Origin of the sequence: Fontibacter flavus, assembly GCF_042432905.1 — a bacterium.
Lineage (GTDB): Bacteria > Bacteroidota > Bacteroidia > Cytophagales > Cyclobacteriaceae > Fontibacter > Fontibacter flavus.
On the sequence record NZ_JBHLWI010000083.1, the window covers coordinates 1 to 19,582 of the forward strand.

A 19,582-nucleotide genomic window follows, 5' to 3' on the forward strand; every position below is an offset into this window, starting at 1 on the left:
GTAACGTTCTTACTCCTTCTGCTTTTGCCTGGTAGCAGCGCCCTGCTTACCTGACAAACCAAATAATATCCTGACAATTATGCAACAGTTTACATTTGCCAAACTTAGTATGACAAGGAAAAGCCTAATTAAGTAGCAAGCATTAATTTTTGCTTCAGCATTTTAGAAACAAAAAAACAGAAAATCATGACCTTCCAAGAACAATTATCCCAAGGCATACCCTCCACCTTACCTTCCAAAAAACAGCCGAACCCTGATTTTTCCCATGCTCCTAGGAGAAAGGATATTTTGAGCATAGAGGAGAAGAAGTTGGCGGTTAGGAATGCGCTGCGTTATTTCCCTAAGGCCTGGCATGCGGAATTGGCGAGAGAGTTTTTTGAAGAATTGCAGGAATACGGGAGGATTTACATGTATCGCTTTTTGCCGGATTATGCGATGTACGCCAGGCCGATTTCGGAATATCCTGCCAAAAGCCAACAGGCGGCGGCCATTATGCTCATGATCCAAAACAACCTGGACCCTGCCGTGGCTCAACATCCACAAGAGCTCATTACCTACGGTGGCAATGGCGCCGTTTTCCAAAACTGGGCCCAGTACCTGCTCACCATGCAATACTTATCCGAAATGACGGACGAACAAACCCTCCACATGTACTCCGGACATCCCATGGGGCTTTTCCCTTCCTCCAAGGATGCGCCTCGAGTTGTGGTTACTAACGGCATGATGATTCCCAACTATTCCAAGCCTGATGATTGGGAGAAATACAACGCACTAGGCGTCACCCAATACGGACAAATGACTGCAGGTTCCTACATGTACATCGGCCCACAGGGAATTGTTCACGGTACGACCATCACGGTGATGAATGCTTTCAGAAAAAAATTGGGTGCAGGTACCAATCCCAAAGGAAAGGTTTTCCTGACCGCTGGTTTGGGAGGCATGTCTGGCGCCCAACCAAAAGCCGGAAATATCGCAGGCTGCATCACTGTCTGTGCAGAGGTTAACCCCAAAGCCGCTCACAAAAGACATGAACAAGGTTGGGTTGATGAATTGGTAGAAGATTTGGATGCATTGGTCACAAGGGTAAGAAAAGCCCAGGAAAATCAAGAGATCGTATCCATCGCCTATTTAGGAAATATAGTGGATGTATGGGAGAAGTTTGACGAGGAAAATATCACCGTAGAACTCGGTTCGGATCAGACTTCCCTTCACAATCCATGGGCGGGCGGGTATTATCCTGTAGGTTTGAGTTTCGAGGAAGCCAATGAGCTCATGGCCAAGGATCCTGAAAATTTCAAAACCAAGGTTCAGGAATCCCTCCGTCGCCATGCAGCTGCAGTCAACCGCCACGCGGCCAAGGGTATGTATTTCTTTGACTATGGCAATGCTTTCCTTTTGGAAGCTTCCCGTGCCGGGGCCGAGGTAATGGCAGAAAACGGCATAGACTTCCGCTATCCTTCCTATGTGCAGGACATCTTAGGTCCCATGTGTTTTGATTATGGTTTTGGCCCATTCCGCTGGGTATGTACTTCGGGAAAGGCAGAAGACCTGGAAAAAACCGATCAGATTGCACTCGAAGTTATGAAAGAGATTAAAGCCACCGCTCCTACAGAAATCCAACAGCAGATGCAGGACAATATCCAATGGATAGAAGAAGCTGGCAAAAATAAACTGGTGGTGGGTTCACAGGCCCGTATCCTCTACGCTGATGCAGAAGGTCGGATCAAAATCGCTGAAGCCTTCAACAAAGCCGTCCAAGCAGGAGAAATCTCGGCAGCTGTTGTTTTGGGCAGGGATCATCATGATGTCAGCGGTACGGATTCGCCTTTCAGGGAAACCAGCAACATTTATGATGGCAGTAAGTTTACTGCAGACATGGCCATCCACAATGTGATCGGTGACAGTTTCCGTGGGGCTACTTGGGTTTCCATCCACAATGGCGGTGGCGTGGGCTGGGGTGAGGTGATCAATGGAGGTTTTGGCATGCTGCTCGATGGTACCGAAGAAGCCAATCGCAGACTCCAATCCATGTTATTCTATGATGTCAACAATGGCATTTCCCGAAGGGCTTGGGCCAGAAATGAGGAGGCTTTATTTGCGATAAAAAGGGAAATGGAGAGAACACCTGGACTGAAGGTGACAATTCCGGAGATGGTGGATGAGGATCTCTTGGAGTTTACGTAAGAAATTTTTAAATTTACACGTAAATTCTGATATCAAATGAACACCAAACTCACCTTAAGCCTGAATCAACAAATTATAGAAAAGGCCAAAGCATACGCCAAAAGCCAGGACATGAGCCTTTCTAACTTAATTGAAAATTATTTGCATAGCTTAACCCAAACAACGGAAAAAGAGCCCAAAATAAGTTCGCTGGTAGAGAGTTTAACAGGTGTTATACCCAGCCAGAGCGACGAGATGGATAAGAAGGAATACTATGATTATTTAGAAAAAAAATATTCCTGATGGAAAGGTTATTTGTAGATACCAACATTGTCCTTGATCTGATCCAGAAGAGAGAAGATTTTTACAAGGATGCTCAAACACTTTTTACTTTAGCAGATGAAAGGAAGGTGGAGTTGTTTATTTCTTCACTCTCTATCACAACCACTAACTACTTGTTGTCCAAATATTACAATCCTTCTCAAGCAAGGAAAATTCTATTAAAATTTAAGGTTTTGGTAAATGTACTCTCGATAGATGATAAAATCATTGAGCTTGCACTAAGCTCTGATTTCAATGATTTTGAAGATGCCATACAATACCACACTGCCCTACAAAATCACATTGGACTTATTATTACAAGGAACAAAAGAGATTTCCAAAAAGCTGAAATACCTGTTTTGACAGCTAAAGAATATATAAAAAGTCTGGATGCAACTTGACTACAAAACCCATCAGCCTTTTTTATTCTATTAAAAAGCAAGTAATTCCTACGAATCAATTAAATCAGCACTATTTCCTAAATCCTTTTTTTCGATCAGTGGCTCACCTTTAACCCTCTTTTAAAATTTTCCCAATCCTTGAATATCGCTATTGAAATAATTAAGGAAACAATAAGTATTAAAAACAAAATGGTTTTCTTTTTCATCATACAACAAGTTTGTTCACCAAGTTTTTTGTTACGGAATATATTCTTTAAACTTTAAAAACCCATGATTTTCAGAACCCTTCGGAATTAAATAGATCATCAAAATAATCACCAAGCGTAGTAAAATCCCCAAAACACTTCCTTCAGGACCTTGATCGCCTCCATTAAAAAACATGTCGGGAACAATCTCAAGCTTTAGCAGCCCCTCCTGTTCCGTTCCGGAAACAGGAAAACCAAATACAGGTCCTTCGATAAAATTCCAGAAAAAATGGGTGGCTATGGGTACCCATACCGTCTGGAATTTCAAAAAAGCATAGCCATACATAATCCCTCCAAGAAAGTAGCTAAGCACTTCTATGTAATTATCAGGAAAATGGGCAAAGGAGAAAGGCAATGCAGTCAGTACTAAAGCAGCTGTTTGTTTATTAGTAAAATACAATAGACTGGAAAAAATAAAAACCCTGAAAAAAAGCTCCTCAAAAATTACCGCTGACAATTCAGATGGAACAGTTTTCAGCAAAGCACTGAGATCAAAAGCCTTTTCAATTGAAATCAGATTCCATTTGACATTCAACCAGGTCAATCCTGCAAAAAGAACAAAAACAAGCATCAAGAAGGCAGCAATGACCTTCAGGTGATATTTGTCGATAAACAAGCCGACAAAACCCATCAGGTTTTTCCTATAGGCTACAAGCACTGAAATCCCATGGATACTAAAAACTAAGGCCACCAAAATACTGAGGCCAAAAATCAATTCGATCATATTTTTTTGAGGTCTCAAATTTTAGAAATAGCATTCACTTTGCCAGACACTTAAAATACAAAAAGATTAAAAAACTCTATCCATCCATACCTTAAAAAATGGCACCAAATTCCATAAGGCATGGAAAAAATAGCTGCCAAAATCCCTCCATTTCGGAAATACAGATAGGTCCAAATTACTCCTGAAAGGACATGGGGAAGAGAACTAAAAAACTATTGCTTTTTTTCTCGTATTCTTATGACAAAAACAGAGATTATAGTTCCTATCAAAACTTTTAAAAAAAGATATAAAAAATCTAATGGCCCTCGCTGCTTATAATGTTCAACATCACTTAGAATTAAAACCAACATCATTACAATAATGAAAACAAAGAGATTTTTTAATGTATTATTCATGATTTAATTTTTTTAAAAAATGGAGGCATTAAGCCTCCATAACTAACATTCAACTTATTCACAAGGTCTATTCAGTCCATCTACTACTCCATCTATACACTGTGTAATAAACCAAACAATTACACCTCTTGCTAACCAAGGATTACCCCCTGTGATATTCTTAAGATCGATATCATTCAGATCTTCAAAATATTTCTTATGAGAATTCGCTTTCAAATGCTTACTATTTTTTTTAGATTTCAGGTCGCTTTAAAAGATTTAGGCCCCAGAGTTGCTGAATTAGCAAAATCTGTTTTTGGCCAACTCCAACTCCAATTACAATTACATTTGAAATAATGTACAATATCAGAAACTAATCCTGCAAGTCCACCTTCCCCTCCAGTTACTTGGAACTTCTCCTCAAAACTCAATTCTTCAAACTTTTCCATAATTTTAAACAATTTTCATTTTTTCTCCCAGCCTTTCTCCGGCATCAGGAGCTATCAATCTCGTTCTACAATAATTAGTGAATGCTCACAGACTAAAAGGCGGAGTAACTTACTTCCATAAATGCACTTCATCTTTAAATTTTCTATTTTCAAACTTTAAGCAAACAAAAAAACAAATTACTGATCCAAGAAAACTTGCAATTAAATCTTTAAAATCAAATGTTTGAATAGAAATAAATCGCTGAAATACTATTTCATAAAAAATTAAGCCTAATAAAATACTTAAAATTAAGAAAATACTAGAACGATGATTAGCGAATCTCCATTTATGATAAAAAACATATACAAAAACTGATAAAAAATTAGGTGAAGTATCGGCAACATAAAAATCAAAGATACCTTCTGAATAAATAAATGTTCGATAAGGAAATCTGAATAGAACAAATATCAAGATTGAAAGCAAAAAAAGGCTTAAATAATTTTTTTTCATAGACTAATTAAAAGGAATAGGGGAAATATTTCCCCTATATTCGTTAGACCTAATTAATAATTTGGATAATAAAGACCAGTAGGGCCATATATACGACTACTGGTTGTTGAATTATTTTTTTTCTTACAACTACAAAAATAATCCCCTATTTTACCAATTAGCCATGACCCAAAATCGGAAGTTCCACCAAAAATTGATTTAGACTCTTTAAGATTTAGTTCTTTCATATCTTTGTTGTTAACAATTTTTTAATTTATTATTTAGTTGGTCACTGTAGCTTTTAAAATTAAGTATAATATCACCAGCTAATAAAGCACAGCCTGCACCAATTGCAGCGCCGCAGAGTTCAACTGCTCCTGCAAGCAAAAGTAATGGGACCGCCCCTCCATCTGCCTCCTGCATCTCCTCAAAACTCAATTCTCTAAACTTTTCCATAATTTAAACAATTTTCATTTTTTCCCCAACCTTTACCGGGCGCTGGGTTTTCCCAATCTCAGCCTACCGGATTCTTAGCTAGCATACTTCCCGTCAACTGATCATAGTCCTAAATTACCCTCACTCCGTGCATAAAAACAGCACAGAAAAAATATTTTAAAATTTTATGGTTCGTAAAAATAAATTGCTGGAATAAAAACCACAGCATTATATAGCCCATGGAAAATAATCGCCCATTTTATCCCATGGTTCAAGCGGATATAGCTTAAGACTAAACCTATGACAAACTGTGCCGAAACCAACAAAGGCACCAAATAAAAATAATTTCCATAATCAAAATCAGTAAAATTACCCATATGGACCAAGGCAAACATCGCCGCAGAAAAATATACTACAAACTTTAGATTAGGCGTCTGTCCTTGCTTGACTTTCACATAAAGGAAAATCAAATACATCCAAAATAGGACCAATGGGAACCATATACTGTTAATCAACAAAAGCGATAAACCCAAACTCCAAAGGATAGAGGATTTTTTCAGGTCCAAATGTAACATGTATACCGGTTCTTCCAGAATTGGAGCAAAAAATATAGCAAGCACCGCAACCAACCATTTATTCTTTTCCAAAATCTCCATGATTTTATGATCAAAGTGATCCATTCCAGCCCAATTTAAAATAAAGGCATAAGGTATCACCATCACAACGGCCAGCGTAATCAATAAAAGATAAAACAAATCATTGGTCTTTAAATGAGTATATGATGCTGCAGGGTAAGGTGTATTTAAGAAGATTAAAAGTTTTTCCAACGTCTTCATATATTTTAAAATTTAAGTTTTAGTAAAACAGTTTAAACATGAAATAATTTAAAACATGTCACAAAAGCTCTGTATTTATGCTACTTTCTGACTATAAAGGTGTTCATGAAATTCTATAAACAGTCTGGTTAGGTTCGACACGTCTCCCAAAATTTCATCATCTTCCAACCCTTCTACAGGCTTAGGACATCGCCTTTGTGGTAGGTGAGTTTATCGAAACTCATATAAATTCTAAAATAGAGTCCATAATATTCTGTACCGATGTTTTCTCCAATTTAGAAAACGTGAACCACCTTTTACCTAAGTCCTTTAACGAAGCGCCCAAGTGGTACACATCTTTTTCATCAATGATCAAAAAACGGTCATGGCTTTGGTTAAATCCCTTTGCCGTAAAATTGCCATATTGCTGGTTGGCTTTTCGTAAATCCAGTTCCAATTGTTTACTAATTGTTTTCGTAAGTAAAAGGGCTTTTACCTTACTGCCTTTTTTGGCTACATGAGTCAGGGTGGTTTCGTCTATATAATTATCTATAAGCACAATGCTTTCCTTTGCTGATCGGATAATTCGGGATGCTAATTCGTAGGCATCAAAAATTTGTCCGTCAAAGAAGATCCCTTGGGTGGGGATAAGGTGGGTATTTATTTGAAGTTCAATTTGATCAACCTTGCTTTTCAAGTTTTCAAAATTATCCTCTAATCGATTCATCCGGTTATTGATGGCATAACCTTTTAGGAGATAATCATTTAAAACACGGGTCGCCCAAATTCGGAACTGGGTACCCTGCTTGGAATTGACACGATAGCCAACAGATAAAATAGCGTCAAGATTATAAAACTTCACCTTTTTTGTCTGCGTTTTCCCCTTTATAGCGCCATGTTGAGTGGTTTGTGCAAAAAATGCACTGACCACTTTTTCATCCAATTCCTCTTCTTTAAAAATATTTTTTAGGTGTTTGGTGATAACGCTTCTATCCCTTCCAAACAGTTGAGCAATCTGATCTTGGGTTAGCCAAAGTGTTTCCTTATCTTCATCAATCCTTACTTCTATATGCTCGGCAACTTCATTGGGATGGTATAAAATAATTTCGTTTTTCATTTTTATAGAAGGCCCTTTATGCCTAAAAGATAAAACAAATCAATGGCCTTCAGATTAGTATATGATTCAGCACGGTAAGGTGCTTTTAAGAAGGTTAAAAGTTTTTCAAGTGTCATCATGTTTTAAAATTTAGTATTAGCAAAATAGTTAAAATTTGATACATAGTAAAAACCCCGCAACCATCAGTAATTTGAGAAAAATAAAACAGGGATAGCCGTTAAAAGCCTAGCCCCTCCCATTGCCTTTCTCATTTCAGCAGGTTCCAAAATTTCAAACCGCCAATCAATATAAACCTGCTTTTCACACGCAAATACAAAGCTGTTTAATCTCCTGGAAAATTGAATATCTACCCCCATATCCTTAAGGTACTCCAAATACACATACAATTGTCTTCTGCTCACCCCTAGCCTCTCTGCAAGATCTTCAGGACTTCCAGTCCTTTGTTCCCTTATAAGTTTGTTCATTAACTGTAGCCTTTCAATTTGTCTGATAAATTCCATAATAGTTTTAGTTATAAGTTAATGGTTAATTAAGTTTAATTGTAATTGGTTTATTGAGTTAGTTGTTGATTGGATCATTCTTTGTCCCTTGTACTAAGTACCTGGTACATAGTACTTGGTACAATACTAAAGCAAGACCAACTGCTTCCTGATCATCTCAAAATATTTCCCTTCCTGCGTCAATAACTCCGCATGGGTACCTTCTTCGATCAGTTTGCCTTTATCCAAAACATAGAGTCTGTCAAAGTCCTGTACAGCAGCTAACCGGTGTGTAATAAAAATGATCGTTTTTCCTTCGCTCGCCAATATCCTGATGGTCTGCTGCACAAAATGCTCCGAGTCAGGATCCAAAGAAGCAGTAGCCTCGTCCAAAATCAGGATTTCCGGATCACGGTAAAGTGCCCTGGCAATAGCTATCCGTTGTTTTTGGCCTCCAGAGAGAGATGCCCCATTTTCTCCCAAATAAGTCCCAAAACCATTGGGAAGGCTTTCGATAAAACCCATCATGCCCAATTTGTTGCAGACACCCACAATCTTCTGCATATCCGGTTGGTAATCTCCCAAAGCAATATTCTCCAATACATTCCCCGCAAAAAGATCAATACGCTGGGGAACTACCGATACGATTTGCCTCAAACTGGCATTATTGATAAACTTGATATCATGCTCTCCAATGTAAATGTTCCCAGACTGTAAGGGGTATAAGTTTTGAAGCAAGGAGACCAAGGTGCTTTTTCCCGAACCGCTTTCTCCCACTACGCCTGATATCTTCCCTTTTGGAAAAACCAAACTCAGGTTATCAAAGACATTTGCCCTGGAACCATATCGGAAGCTTACTTTTTTAAATTGGACATCACCCACAGCCTCCTTCTTTAAAGGAAATGTTTCGTCCGCACTTTCCACTTCCAAATCCATAATCTCAAATAACCTGTCTGCAGCAATCAAGGCATTCTGAATGGTTTTGTTCATGCCAATCAGACTGGAAACCGGCCCAGTGAGGTAACCTGTTAAAGCATAAAATGACATCAGTTCTCCTGGTGTAATTTCATTTTTTAACACGTAGCCCGCACCTACCCACAAAAGGATGATAGTGAACAACCTGGACACTGTTTCGGAGGAAGTTCCTGAAAATATATTGTTCATGCCAGACTGATAAACTGTCCTCAACAAGGACACGAACCTGATTTCGGTTTTGATATTGGCGTGATCCTCTGCAAAAAAGCGCTTGATGGTGCCCGCTGCGGTGATGGACTCAACCAATTGGGATTCCAATTCGGCAGATTCTTCCATCAACTTCCTTTCAATCTTTTTATTCAGGCGATTGGTGATCCAATAGATCAATGCATATAAAGGGACTACCAAAAGCATTACCAGAGCCAGTTTCCAATAAAAAGTGAACATCAATGCAAAAGAGAAAAGCACTATGAAAATATTCACCAAGAACCCTATGGACACATCATTGATAAATGCCCTGATTTTTACGGCATCATTGATCCTTGAAATAATTTCCCCTACCCGCATGGTATCAAAAAACTGCTGGGGTAAGGTCAATAGGTGCTTATAATAGCCCAAAATCAGACGTGCATCGATCCGCTGGCCTATTTTGATGATAAACAAGGTTTTAAAAACCCCAATGACAATCTGCAAAATCAGCAAAACGATCATGGCCACCGAAAGCAGGTTGAGGAGATTCACATTTCTACCTATAAATACATGGTCGATGATTTTTTGTACATAAATAGAAGTGGATAAACCCAAAATGGTGTAGATGATCGCACCTATCAAAGACTGAAACATGACGCCTCGGTGCGGACGGACTAAGTACCAAAACCTGCTCCATGTGCTCACCTTTTGGTTAATGGCCTTGAACTCATCATTAGGCATCAACAGCACCAATACTCCGGTCCACATTTCTTTGAATGTATCAGGACTAACGTTATGGATTTGCCCATCTCCAGGATCCATGTATTCTACTGCTTTGTCAGTCACTTTATACAGTACCACAAAGTGGTGCAGTACCTTCTTCACAATGACATGGGCAATTACCGGCATCGGCACCTCTTTCAATGCGTCAAATTCTCCCCTGACCCCTTTAGCAGAGAAACCCATTTTCGTAGCCGCTTCGATGAGCCCCAGAATATTCGTTCCTTTTTGATCTGTGGAAGCCATCTGCCTGATTTTAGCTAAAGGCATATGCAATTTATAATGTGCCGCAACTGATGCCAGGCATGCCGCCCCACAGTCGGTTATATCCCGTTGTTTGATTTTAATTCCCATGATGATAAAAATTAAGATGGTTGTTGAATTTGAGGGTTGAGCCAGTTATCTACCTTATCATAAAGCAACTGAAATAATGATCTTCTTGCCACCACAAATCGTGCATTGAAAGTCATCCCCTTTTTGATATATCCTTCCTGACCACTAGACAAAGTTAAAAATGGTGTATCCAGTGCGCAGGTCACCAAAAAACCTGCTTCCCGTTCATTAAGCAAAGTAAGGTCATCTGCAATATCTATGACCTTCCCCATCGCAAGCCCCCATTGATTGTAATTATACGCATCCACTTGAAATGCCACTTCCTGGCCTTTCTCTATAAAAGCAATATCCACTGGAGAAATATAGGTCACCGCAATTAAAGTGGTATCAGGAGAGATTTCAGCCAACTTTTGCTGAGGGTGTATAAAATCCCCCACATTCAGATTCAGGACATTGATCAAAGTACCATTGGTTCCGGCAATGATTTTATATTGGTCCATTTGCTCTGAGTAAACCTCCATTTGGTTTTTTAACCTTAGTTTTTCATTCTGATGGTTGATCAGCTCCTGTTCCCATTGGTTAACCTGCTGCTTTTTGAGTAATTCCAATTGAGTAAATGCCTGCTTGTATTGGACCTCTGTGTTATCGTAATCAGCAAATGCGATGGATTTACTATTGTAAAGTATTTGGGCACGGTCAAAATCACGTTCCAATTTTTCGAGCAATGCTGCTTGATTGTGGATTTTGGTCTGAAATTCTAAGAGTGAGGCCTGATAATATTTGGATTTGAGGGGTAATAAAGAAATCAATTGACCTTCTAAATTCAGATTGAGTAAGCTCCCTAAATCGGAAATAAAATCATCCAAAAGCGTCAATCTTTCGGCTACTCCATTTATCTCCAACTGAACCACTTCAGCCCTTACAATGGCTAAAACATCCCCTTTTTTGACCTTTTGGTTTTCAGCAAGGCTCCATTTCTCTAAGCGACCCCCCATCGAACTCATCAGGGAATTGCGCTGAAGCGCTGACTGAAAAGTACCTCTAGACTGAACAGCCACGTCGACATAGATTAAAGGCAAAGCTGCTACTGCAGCAACCAATCCGCCCAACAAAATCAGATAAATCAACCTGGATCTGACGCTGATTCTGGAATCATATACCTCAACAGTTTGCTGCGTAATAGCAGCAGGGAAAATTTTTGTTTCCATCATGAAAAATTTTAACATCAAAAACTCCGATAAAAATAAAACTGTAACTAGAAGAATTTATATCTGTATCATCAGTTAAACGGATAATTAATCGGATAAATAAGTTTCCTCAAATTTCAAAAAACATCCTTATCTTAAGAGTAAAACCAAATCCCACCTCATGAAGCCAGTTTTATTATTGATATTGATATTGACCATTTCACTTCTGTCTTGTTCGCAAAATAAAGGAGACCAAGAAGATACACCTTTTACCAAAGGCGTCTATGGCCATCCAGCCGCCTTACTGGATATGGGTTACCGGTTTGATTCTCTTGGGATCAATGCGGTTTTTGTCAGAAGCATTTCACTCAACCCAAATTTTTATGCTACTGCCAAAGAACAGGGCGCATCAGTGTACGTGGAATTCCCCACACTCAATGGCAAGGGCTATATCGAAGCACATCCAGATGCCTGGCCAATTGACGAAAAAGGACTGCCGGCTTCTCCGGCAGACTGGTTTATGGGGGTATGCCCTACCCATCCCGGTTTCAAGGAATTCCGCTCCCAACAGCTTCGGGGGATTTTGAAGGAGTATCCCGTTGACGGAATCTTTTTGGATTATGTCCATTGGCATGCACAGTTTGAAACCAAAGATCCGATATTACCCGAAACCTGTTTCTGCGAGCGCTGTACCGGTATTTTTGGCAAGGAAATCAACCAAGAAATTCCAGGGGAAAGTATAGGTGAAAAAGCAGATTGGATCCTTAGCCATGAAGACAAGGCCTGGAGAAAATGGAGGGCAGATATTTTAAATGGCTGGGTGGAAGATATGGGCAAGATTGTCAAAGCAGAACAGCCTCAGGTCAAGTTGGGTGTTTTTTATTGTTCTTGGTACCCCGCTGATTATGATTCGGCTTTGTACAAAACCTTAGGCATTGACCCTATGGCTTTTGCCCAAAGGGCTGATGTGCTATCTCCTATGCTTTTTCACAGCATGAAGGAAAGGCCAACATCCTGGGTGGGGGAATATGTGGCCTGGTTGGGGGAAAGTTTAGGGTCTAAAGACAGGTCTAAGTTTGAAGAATGGTTCAAGTCTGAAGGGTCCAAGTCTGAAGACTTGAACCAGCTCGTGGAAATCTGGCCCATAGTACAGGCCCATAACAATCCCGGAACGGTCAGTTCGAAGGAATTCCATCAGGTATTGATGGAAGGGTCCAAAAGCCCCGCTTCAGGAATCATGATGTTTTCTGCGGAGTCCATTGCCCAGGAACCAGCAAAAATCGAGGTGCTTAAGAAATTTTACCGTAATAAAAATTCAAAATGAAAGACCTCAAATACCTGCTCGCCTACTCCATACCGCTCTCAGCAGTACTGGCCCTGCTATGGCAGGGATGGTGGTCCTGGGCCACAGTGATTTTGGCCTTTGGCATATTCCCTCTGCTTGATGCTATCTTTCCGGCCTCCACGGCCAACTACTCCGAAAGTGAAGAAAAAAGCAGGTTGTCCAACCACTTTTTTGATATGCTCCTTTACCTCTGTGCGCCCATCTGTTTTGTATTGGTTTATTTCTATTTTAAAACCATACAAACCGGTGGTTTGGCCACTTACGAATGGCTTGGGCTGACTTTCAGTATAGGTGTAGTCTTAGGCGCACTGGGTATCAATGTGGCCCACGAATTAGGACATCGGGCCAATAAATGGGAGCAGTTTTGGGCAAAGGCGGGTTTACTGACCGTACTTTACCAACACTTTTTCATCGAACACAACAGGGGTCACCACAAACATGTTTCAACAGACAAGGACCCAGCCACTGCCAGAAAAAATGAATGGGTTTATGCTTTTTTCTTCCGTTCTATTGCTGGACAGTATATCAGTGCCTGGCAATTGGAAAATGATCGCTTGCGCAAAAAAGGGCTTTCTCTTTTCTCTTGGGAAAATGAAATGATCCGTTTCACAGTTTACCAAACAGCTTATCTGCTTGTTGTTGTCGGAATATTCGGTTGGGGCATGCTGCCCTATGCCTTGGCCATTGCTTTAATTGGGGTATTGCTATTGGAAACCATCAATTACATCGAGCACTATGGTTTAAGAAGGAAAATGCTGCCCAGCGGAAGGCCTGAACGGGTACTGCCTAAACATTCCTGGAATTCTGACCATGAAATGGGCAGGATTGTGCTTTTTGAACTGACCAGACACTCAGATCATCACTATTTGGCATCCAGAAAATATCAAATTCTCCGGCACATGGAGGAAAGTCCACAATTGCCCACCGGATATCCCGGCAGCATGCTGATGGCCTTGGCGCCTCCACTTTGGTTTTGGGTTATGAATAAAAGACTACCTTCTGCAGGTAATTAGTAGAGAGAGAGACTTATAGCAAAAAGTAATTGGTTTTATTTAGGGTTTTGTTTCTCCAAAAATGCAACCAATCCCTGCATTTGCGCTTTCAATTTTTCCAATGCTTCCAAATCCACTTCACCGGGGGTAACCGATTGCATCAAGGCTTCAGGAATTCCGGCGGCGGCTGCTTCCATTTCTTTGCCTTTTTGCGTCAATGTCACCAGCACCTTGCGTTCATCCTCTTTACTTTTTTCTCTTTGGATCAATCCCATAGTCTCCATACGTTTCAGTAAGGGCGTAACCGTATTGGTATTAAGAATAAGCTTCTGCGCAATATCATTCACGGGAAGTCTATCCTGTTCCCATAATACCAGCATTACCAAATACTGGGGATAGGTAATCCCCAATTTATCCAAATGCGGTTGATAAGCACGAATAATCAAGCGCGAAGCCGCATAAAATGGAAAACAAATCTGATTATCTAATTTTAATTGCTCCATGTGCATCATTACTTAATCCAATTTCGGGAGGTGGACCTGAACAAAGTTAACCAAAAGAAAACCTGTAAGATCCATCTCTTCTATTATAACTTCAATTCTAATTTGAATTCCTGCTTTCTTTCTTAGTGTAAAAAGGAAATCCTCATATCTTTTTCCTGAGCAATTTCACGATATCCTTTTCCAATGCTTCCGGCTTTGTTATTGGAGCAAATCTTTTTACAGGACGTCCTTGGTCATCAATTAAAAACTTGGTGAAATTCCATTTAATCTTTGAACCCAAAAGACCCCCAAGCTTACTCTTTAAGTACTTGAATAATGGATGAGCAGTATCCCCATTGACATCAACTTTGGAAAACATCGGAAAAGTTACCCCGTAGTTAACCAAACAGCCTTCAGAAATGGATTTCTCATCCCCCGGTTCCTGATTTCCAAATTGATTACAGGGAAAACCCAATATCACCAAGCCATCATCCTTGTATTTTTCATAGAGCTTTTCCAAACCCTCATATTGGGGAGTGAGACCGCATTGACTTGCTGTATTAACAACCAATACTGTTTTCCCCTTAAACTCTTCCATGGACATTTCTTTGCCCTGCAAAGTGTTGGCTTTGAAATTGTAAAATGTACTTGCCATAATTAAATCAAATTAATATTTACTTCCACATTTCCCTTTAAAGCCCTGGAATAAGGACATCCTTTATGAGCCATTTCCATAAGTTTGTTGGCCACTTCAGGCTCTACCCCATTGATCTCTACATCCAGGTTGACTGCTAAATCAAATCCACCATCTCCATTGATTAAAGCAACATGGGCGGTCACTTTGGAGGAAATCGGAAGCCTTTCCTGCTTGGCCATGTAGTTCAGGGCATTGTCAAAACATGCAGCATAACCGGCAGCAAATAATTGTTCCGGATTGGTATAGCCGGTAGCATTGCCTCCCATTGACTTGGGAAGCCTTACCTCTAAATCCAAAATTCCATCAGAGGTCTTCACTTTTCCATTTCTACCGCCTACTGCAGTGGCTGATGTTTCATATAAAGCTTTCATAGATTTTCTTTTTATATCGTTCGCGATACAAATGTAGGAAAAATAATTTATATCGTAAGCGATATATTAAAAAAATCTGAACTGAGATGGTTTTTAAAAGATGGCTTCTTTAAAATAAAATAGAAACAAAGTTGACCTACAGCAAATGGACAGCTACTCAAATAAGCTTCCCCTTGTCATTTTCCTGCCCGCCGTGGCGGGGACGACGAGGTACGAGGAGGAGAAATCTAACAGTTTTGTTACATGCTATTTAGATTTCTTCCCGCAATGCTGCGGGACAGGCTCCTGCGTTCGAAACAAGGTGAAGGCTTTGACAATAGTCCCCCATCTAAACGGGGATAACTTTTTTTCTTAATCAAAAAATCAATGCCTCCAATCATAACCATCCATATCTTCCAGGCAGGCTTTTAGCAAAAGTATACTGTTGGCAATATCTTCTTTATGCGCCATCTCAATCACCTGATGCAAATGCCTGGTGGGAATCGAAATTGCCCCGGCAATGGAACCGTTTTTACCATTTCTCTGCACACCGGCAGTGTCAGTACCTCCAGCAGTCAAAATTTCAGGCTGCCATTTGATCTGATGCTGATCTGCTGTCTTTTTCATAAAGGCCACCATCCTGTAATCACAGATAGTTGATGCATCCATAATTTTAATCGCTGTTCCTTTACCCAATTCGGTAATCCTTTCATGTGGCTGGGCACCAGGCACGTCAAACGAAATCGTGGTATCCAAGGCAATCCCAAAATCCGGATTGATACCATGTGCAGCAACATTGGCTCCTCTTATCCCAACTTCTTCCTGAACCGTAAAAGTAGCGTACACATCATAAGCAGGATTCTGCAACACCCTGAGTGTTTCCAATAAGATAAATACCGCAACACGGTTGTCTATGGACTTACAGTTGACACAATCTCCCATCTCGATCAATTCCCTGTCCCTCGTGATCGGATCGCCCACAGAAATGTACTTTTCAACTTCCTCCTTAGGCATTCCCAAGTCAATGAAATAGTCTGTAAGTTGTGGCAACTTATTCCTTTCTTCGGGACTCATCACGTGTATAGGCTTGCTCCCCATTACCCCAATCAAATCCTTCTTACCATGAATAATCACTCTTTGGGCAGTCAAGGTTTTCGGATCAAAGCCTCCCAGTGTGTGGAACCTGACAAATCCTTTATCATCAATGTGTGTAACTATAAATCCAATTTCATCCATATGGGCAGCCACCATCACTTTTTTACCATCTGGATTTATTTTAGATTTTTTAACAGCAATAACATTCCCCATATTGTCCGTTTTGACCTCATCCACCATTGGACTAACCAATTGAATAACCAAATCCCTGATTCTTTTCTCATATCCTGGCGCACCGGCTATTTCACATATCTGTTTCAGTAAAGGCACATTGATTTCCATAACTATTACTTGATTTATTATACTCAATTTTTCCCCAATTTGGGGAATTTTTCCCGATTTTAAGGCTTTTTGAAAGATTTACAAAAGGATTTGATCTTCGTTTTTGGCATGAATATTTCTTCAAAGAGGGCAAATCAAACAATAGTGAAATTCTTTTATGCAATTAATTCTTATTCTCATCGGTGCCTTCATCGTCTTTATATTAAGTACACTTACCGGCGGGGGCGCGAGCCTTTTATTAATGCCTTTAGTCGCTGCTGTGGTCGGTGTCAAAGCTGTAGCGCCCGTCATGGCAATCAGCATTGGCATGAGCAGCACCTCCAAAGTCTTTTTCTTTTATAAGTATATTGACTGGAAGCTTTTTGCCTGGCTCTTCCCTTCTACCATTATAGGATCTATACTGGGAGCCAAAATGTTTGCAGAACTCTCTTCTGACTATCTCCAAATTCTGATCGGAATCTTACTTATTTCAACTGTTTTCCAATTCAACAAAATCGAAAAAAGGACAGGTTATCAAGTCAAAGCTTGGCATTTTGCCCCTATGGGTCTTGTTGTAGCGTTTCTCTCCGGTTTGATTGGGGGTGTAGGCCCACTGATGAATTCTGCCTATCTCAATTATGGTATCAACAAAGAATCACTGCTAGGCACAAGAAGTGCCAATGCTATCTTACTCCATCTCACAAAAATCATCAGTTATGCCTATTTCGGCTATGTGACAGGTGAGGTGCTGAAATACGGTATCCTGATAGGTCTTTCATCTATGATTGCCGTCTATTTCGGAAAGTTGATACTTTCCAAAATGTCAGAGGTGTTCTTCCGGAAAATAGTAGTGGGAAGCATGGTTTTAAGTGGTGCCTTAATGCTTTGGAAAAACAGAGAATTCATCAGTGACCTTGTCGCTACAATCTAAGATGCTCATAATTCTATAAAAGTCTATTGAGGCAAAAATCCAACAGAAACAAACCGCATAGATCGTAAAATAATCTCTTTCAACAATTTAGAACTGAATAAAAAATCGATATTATGAAATTATCCATTTCAAAAAATGTGCATTTGGTAGAACCAGGTGATTTTGAACCCACAGATCATTGGTATCCCAGAGTACTGAATTCGAATATCCATCCATTGGTTGCCTATTTCCTCAACCTAAGTCATGATCAGATGGTGGAAAGGTACCACAGACTCCACCCTTCTTCAGATGCATCAGCCATTAAAGAAATCCTACAATATCAGCCTCAATACTTCAGATGGGCAGGCACAGACCTCATGCATGTCACCAACCATGAAGGAAACAGAAAATTGGCTGTAATTGAAACCAACAGTTGTCCTTCAGGCCAAAAATCCATGCCCCTGTTGGATCTCAATGTAGAACAGGGCGGATATCGCCGATTGATTGAAAAAACTTTCAAACCAATGGTAGATGCGCACAAAGAAGAAGGACGGCTTGCTGTTATTTATGACAAAAACCCTATGGAAAACATTGGTTATGCTGCTACCATAGCGGATGTGTTTGGGGAAAATGTATTGTTGGCAAAATTTGAAAAAGAAGATCAGGACCCGCCTGCTAAATTTGTAGACGGAAAACTTTTCATTAGAAATGAAAAAGAGGAATGGACTGAAATCAGAGCTGCTTTCCGGTATGTGACCCAAGAACCTTGGAACAGATTGCCGAAAGGTTCAAAAACCCTATTATTGAATCCAATAGAAGCTTGCTTGGCAGGAGGCCGAAACAAGGAAGTGGCAAGCAGGGCGTACGATTCCTTTAATGAAAAGTTTGCTGATAAAGGCATTGGAATTTTCACCCCAAAAACATTTACCAATGTCCCTTATCAAGAGCTGGAAAAATATTTCGATCTTTTGGGAGGAAGTATGGTCATCAAAGTTCCGGATTCCAATGCAGGACAGGGAGTGTACACGGTAATCAATCCTACAGAGTTGGATTACACCATGAGTAAGATCAGCCCTGATGACCTTTACCTCGTACAGCAACTAATCCATAGCAATTACAGCAAAGGACTTGATTCCAGCCAAGCGTGGTACCATGTTGGGACCATCCCGGATAACAAGGGCAGAAGCTATGCCTTCGATCTACGATTGATGATGCATGCTACTGAAGAAGGCCTGAGACCATTGGCTGTTTATTCACGAAGATCAGGTCATCCTTTGAACCAAGAGCTCTCTGAAAATATGAACTCCTGGGAAGTTTACGGCACCAACCTCTCTATCAAAGGTGAGGATGGCTGGACTTATGCTGACGAGAGACTGATGCTGTTTGACATCCGTAATTTCGGGCAATTGGGTCTTGGCATAGATGAGTTGATCAAAGGTTTCGTGCAGTCAGCCATGGCAGTTTTTGCCATTGATCAAAATGCTATCAAAACCTTTGGTGACAAAGTTGCTAATCTTTAATTTACCACTTTAACAGAAAAACCATGAATAAGAAAATATTGATAGTTGAGGATGATGTGGTCTTCTGCAAACTGCTCACAAGGTATCTGACAAAAAATAATTTTGAAGTAATGGATGCCCAAAACGGAAAGGATGCTTTAGAGCTGATCAACCTTAACAATTTTGAACTCGCTATTCTTGATTATAGATTACCGGATATCACAGGCATTGAGATTCTAGAAAAAGTTAAATCAAAAAACCCGCAAGCAAAGGTTATTTTAATTACCAGATATGGGGACCAGGATGTCGCTGTAAAAGCCATAGATTCAGGTGCTGATGCATTTATTTCGAAACCGATCAATCCTGACGAATTACTTGAAGTAATTCAGGGCTTTGAATAAAAAAACGCTCACGATTTGTGAGCGTTTTTTTTTA

Annotated in this window: 23 protein-coding genes; 8 read left to right on the plus strand and 15 right to left on the minus strand. The window is 40.1% G+C overall.

Annotation, left to right across the window (positions count from 1 at the left end; genetic code table 11):
• The first annotated feature begins 186 nt into the window (after positions 1 to 186).
• From hutU to ACFFIP_RS18110, 3 genes are read left to right on the plus strand one after another with little or no spacing between them, the layout of a single operon-like run.
• The gene (hutU, locus tag ACFFIP_RS18100; RefSeq protein ID WP_382389174.1) at positions 187 to 2,184 is read left to right on the plus strand and encodes a urocanate hydratase; all 1,998 of its coding nucleotides are present in this window, start codon (positions 187 to 189) and stop codon (positions 2,182 to 2,184) included.
• 36 nt (positions 2,185 to 2,220) lie between these two features.
• On the plus strand, positions 2,221 to 2,466 hold the full coding sequence (locus tag ACFFIP_RS18105; RefSeq protein WP_382389175.1) for a DUF6364 family protein: 246 nt from the start codon (positions 2,221 to 2,223) through the stop codon (positions 2,464 to 2,466).
• A complete protein-coding gene (locus tag ACFFIP_RS18110) occupies positions 2,466 to 2,885 on the plus strand; it encodes a type II toxin-antitoxin system VapC family toxin (protein WP_382389176.1) in 420 nt (139 codons plus the stop codon). Before ACFFIP_RS18105 ends, ACFFIP_RS18110 begins: the two co-directional genes overlap by 1 nt.
• 237 nt (positions 2,886 to 3,122) lie before the next feature.
• Here the strand turns inward: ACFFIP_RS18110 and ACFFIP_RS18115 are convergent, their stop codons facing one another.
• The 11 genes from ACFFIP_RS18115 to ACFFIP_RS18165 form a co-directional block, all read right to left on the minus strand.
• Positions 3,123 to 3,854, minus strand: a complete 732-nt coding sequence (locus tag ACFFIP_RS18115) for a CPBP family intramembrane glutamic endopeptidase (protein WP_382389177.1) — start codon at positions 3,852 to 3,854, stop codon at positions 3,123 to 3,125.
• A gap of 449 nt (positions 3,855 to 4,303) precedes the next feature.
• Positions 4,304 to 4,465 carry a hypothetical protein gene (locus tag ACFFIP_RS18120; RefSeq protein WP_382389178.1) on the minus strand — a complete coding sequence of 54 codons (162 nt, stop codon included), beginning with the start codon at positions 4,463 to 4,465 and terminating at the stop codon, positions 4,304 to 4,306.
• Positions 4,466 to 4,488: 23 nt separating this feature from the next.
• The gene (locus ACFFIP_RS18125) at positions 4,489 to 4,677 is read right to left on the minus strand and encodes a hypothetical protein (RefSeq protein ID WP_382389179.1); all 189 of its coding nucleotides are present in this window, start codon (positions 4,675 to 4,677) and stop codon (positions 4,489 to 4,491) included.
• Positions 4,678 to 4,786: 109 nt separating this feature from the next.
• A complete protein-coding gene (locus ACFFIP_RS18130) occupies positions 4,787 to 5,167 on the minus strand; it encodes a hypothetical protein (protein WP_382389180.1) in 381 nt (126 codons plus the stop codon).
• A 53-nt stretch (positions 5,168 to 5,220) separates the two neighbouring features.
• Positions 5,221 to 5,394 (minus strand): hypothetical protein, encoded by a 174-nt coding sequence (locus ACFFIP_RS18135; protein WP_382389181.1) that lies wholly within the window; start codon positions 5,392 to 5,394, stop codon positions 5,221 to 5,223.
• Between the two features lie 10 nt (positions 5,395 to 5,404).
• On the minus strand, positions 5,405 to 5,602 hold the full coding sequence (locus ACFFIP_RS18140; RefSeq protein ID WP_382389183.1) for a class IIb bacteriocin, lactobin A/cerein 7B family: 198 nt from the start codon (positions 5,600 to 5,602) through the stop codon (positions 5,405 to 5,407).
• A 164-nt stretch (positions 5,603 to 5,766) separates the two neighbouring features.
• The gene (locus tag ACFFIP_RS18145) at positions 5,767 to 6,417 is read right to left on the minus strand and encodes a CPBP family intramembrane glutamate endopeptidase (protein WP_382389184.1); all 651 of its coding nucleotides are present in this window, start codon (positions 6,415 to 6,417) and stop codon (positions 5,767 to 5,769) included.
• 220 nt (positions 6,418 to 6,637) lie between these two features.
• Positions 6,638 to 7,513 carry a RhuM family protein gene (locus ACFFIP_RS18150; protein WP_382389185.1) on the minus strand — a complete coding sequence of 292 codons (876 nt, stop codon included), beginning with the start codon at positions 7,511 to 7,513 and terminating at the stop codon, positions 6,638 to 6,640.
• A gap of 182 nt (positions 7,514 to 7,695) precedes the next feature.
• Complete coding sequence (locus tag ACFFIP_RS18155) at positions 7,696 to 7,977, minus strand: HTH domain-containing protein (RefSeq protein ID WP_382389186.1); 282 nt, start codon at positions 7,975 to 7,977, stop codon at positions 7,696 to 7,698.
• Positions 7,978 to 8,139: 162 nt separating this feature from the next.
• The gene (locus ACFFIP_RS18160) at positions 8,140 to 10,290 is read right to left on the minus strand and encodes a peptidase domain-containing ABC transporter (RefSeq protein ID WP_382389187.1); all 2,151 of its coding nucleotides are present in this window, start codon (positions 10,288 to 10,290) and stop codon (positions 8,140 to 8,142) included.
• An 11-nt stretch (positions 10,291 to 10,301) separates the two neighbouring features.
• Positions 10,302 to 11,480, minus strand: a complete 1,179-nt coding sequence (locus tag ACFFIP_RS18165) for an HlyD family secretion protein (RefSeq protein ID WP_382389189.1) — start codon at positions 11,478 to 11,480, stop codon at positions 10,302 to 10,304.
• A 157-nt stretch (positions 11,481 to 11,637) separates the two neighbouring features.
• On the opposite strand from ACFFIP_RS18165, the gene ACFFIP_RS18170 reads away from it, so the two are divergent.
• Both ACFFIP_RS18170 and ACFFIP_RS18175 read left to right on the plus strand, forming a co-directional pair.
• Positions 11,638 to 12,780 (plus strand): family 10 glycosylhydrolase, encoded by a 1,143-nt coding sequence (locus ACFFIP_RS18170; protein ID WP_382389190.1) that lies wholly within the window; start codon positions 11,638 to 11,640, stop codon positions 12,778 to 12,780.
• Positions 12,777 to 13,814, plus strand: coding sequence for an alkane 1-monooxygenase (locus tag ACFFIP_RS18175; RefSeq protein WP_382389191.1), 1,038 nt, complete (start codon positions 12,777 to 12,779; stop codon positions 13,812 to 13,814). Before ACFFIP_RS18170 ends, ACFFIP_RS18175 begins: the two co-directional genes overlap by 4 nt.
• Positions 13,815 to 13,849: 35 nt before the next feature.
• On the opposite strand, the gene ACFFIP_RS18180 is transcribed toward ACFFIP_RS18175, so the two are convergent.
• From ACFFIP_RS18180 to ACFFIP_RS18195, 4 genes are all read right to left on the minus strand, one after another.
• The gene (locus ACFFIP_RS18180) at positions 13,850 to 14,296 is read right to left on the minus strand and encodes a MarR family winged helix-turn-helix transcriptional regulator (protein ID WP_382389192.1); all 447 of its coding nucleotides are present in this window, start codon (positions 14,294 to 14,296) and stop codon (positions 13,850 to 13,852) included.
• Positions 14,297 to 14,438: 142 nt separating this feature from the next.
• On the minus strand, positions 14,439 to 14,930 hold the full coding sequence (locus ACFFIP_RS18185; RefSeq protein WP_382389193.1) for a glutathione peroxidase: 492 nt from the start codon (positions 14,928 to 14,930) through the stop codon (positions 14,439 to 14,441).
• A gap of 2 nt (positions 14,931 to 14,932) precedes the next feature.
• Entirely contained in the window at positions 14,933 to 15,343 is a 411-nt protein-coding gene (locus ACFFIP_RS18190; RefSeq protein WP_382389194.1) for an organic hydroperoxide resistance protein, read from the minus strand.
• Between the two features lie 363 nt (positions 15,344 to 15,706).
• A complete protein-coding gene (locus tag ACFFIP_RS18195; protein WP_382389195.1) occupies positions 15,707 to 16,759 on the minus strand; it encodes a M42 family metallopeptidase in 1,053 nt (350 codons plus the stop codon).
• Between the two features lie 157 nt (positions 16,760 to 16,916).
• Between ACFFIP_RS18195 and ACFFIP_RS18200 the strand changes: the two genes are divergently transcribed.
• From ACFFIP_RS18200 to ACFFIP_RS18210, 3 genes are all read left to right on the plus strand, one after another.
• Positions 16,917 to 17,669: a sulfite exporter TauE/SafE family protein gene (locus tag ACFFIP_RS18200; protein WP_382389196.1), complete on the plus strand. Its 753-nt coding sequence runs from the start codon at positions 16,917 to 16,919 to the stop codon at positions 17,667 to 17,669.
• 113 nt (positions 17,670 to 17,782) lie between these two features.
• Positions 17,783 to 19,168 (plus strand): ATP-grasp domain-containing protein, encoded by a 1,386-nt coding sequence (locus ACFFIP_RS18205; RefSeq protein ID WP_382389197.1) that lies wholly within the window; start codon positions 17,783 to 17,785, stop codon positions 19,166 to 19,168.
• Positions 19,169 to 19,191: 23 nt separating this feature from the next.
• Positions 19,192 to 19,548 carry a response regulator gene (locus ACFFIP_RS18210; protein ID WP_382389198.1) on the plus strand — a complete coding sequence of 119 codons (357 nt, stop codon included), beginning with the start codon at positions 19,192 to 19,194 and terminating at the stop codon, positions 19,546 to 19,548.
• The last annotated feature ends 34 nt before the right edge of the window (positions 19,549 to 19,582 follow it).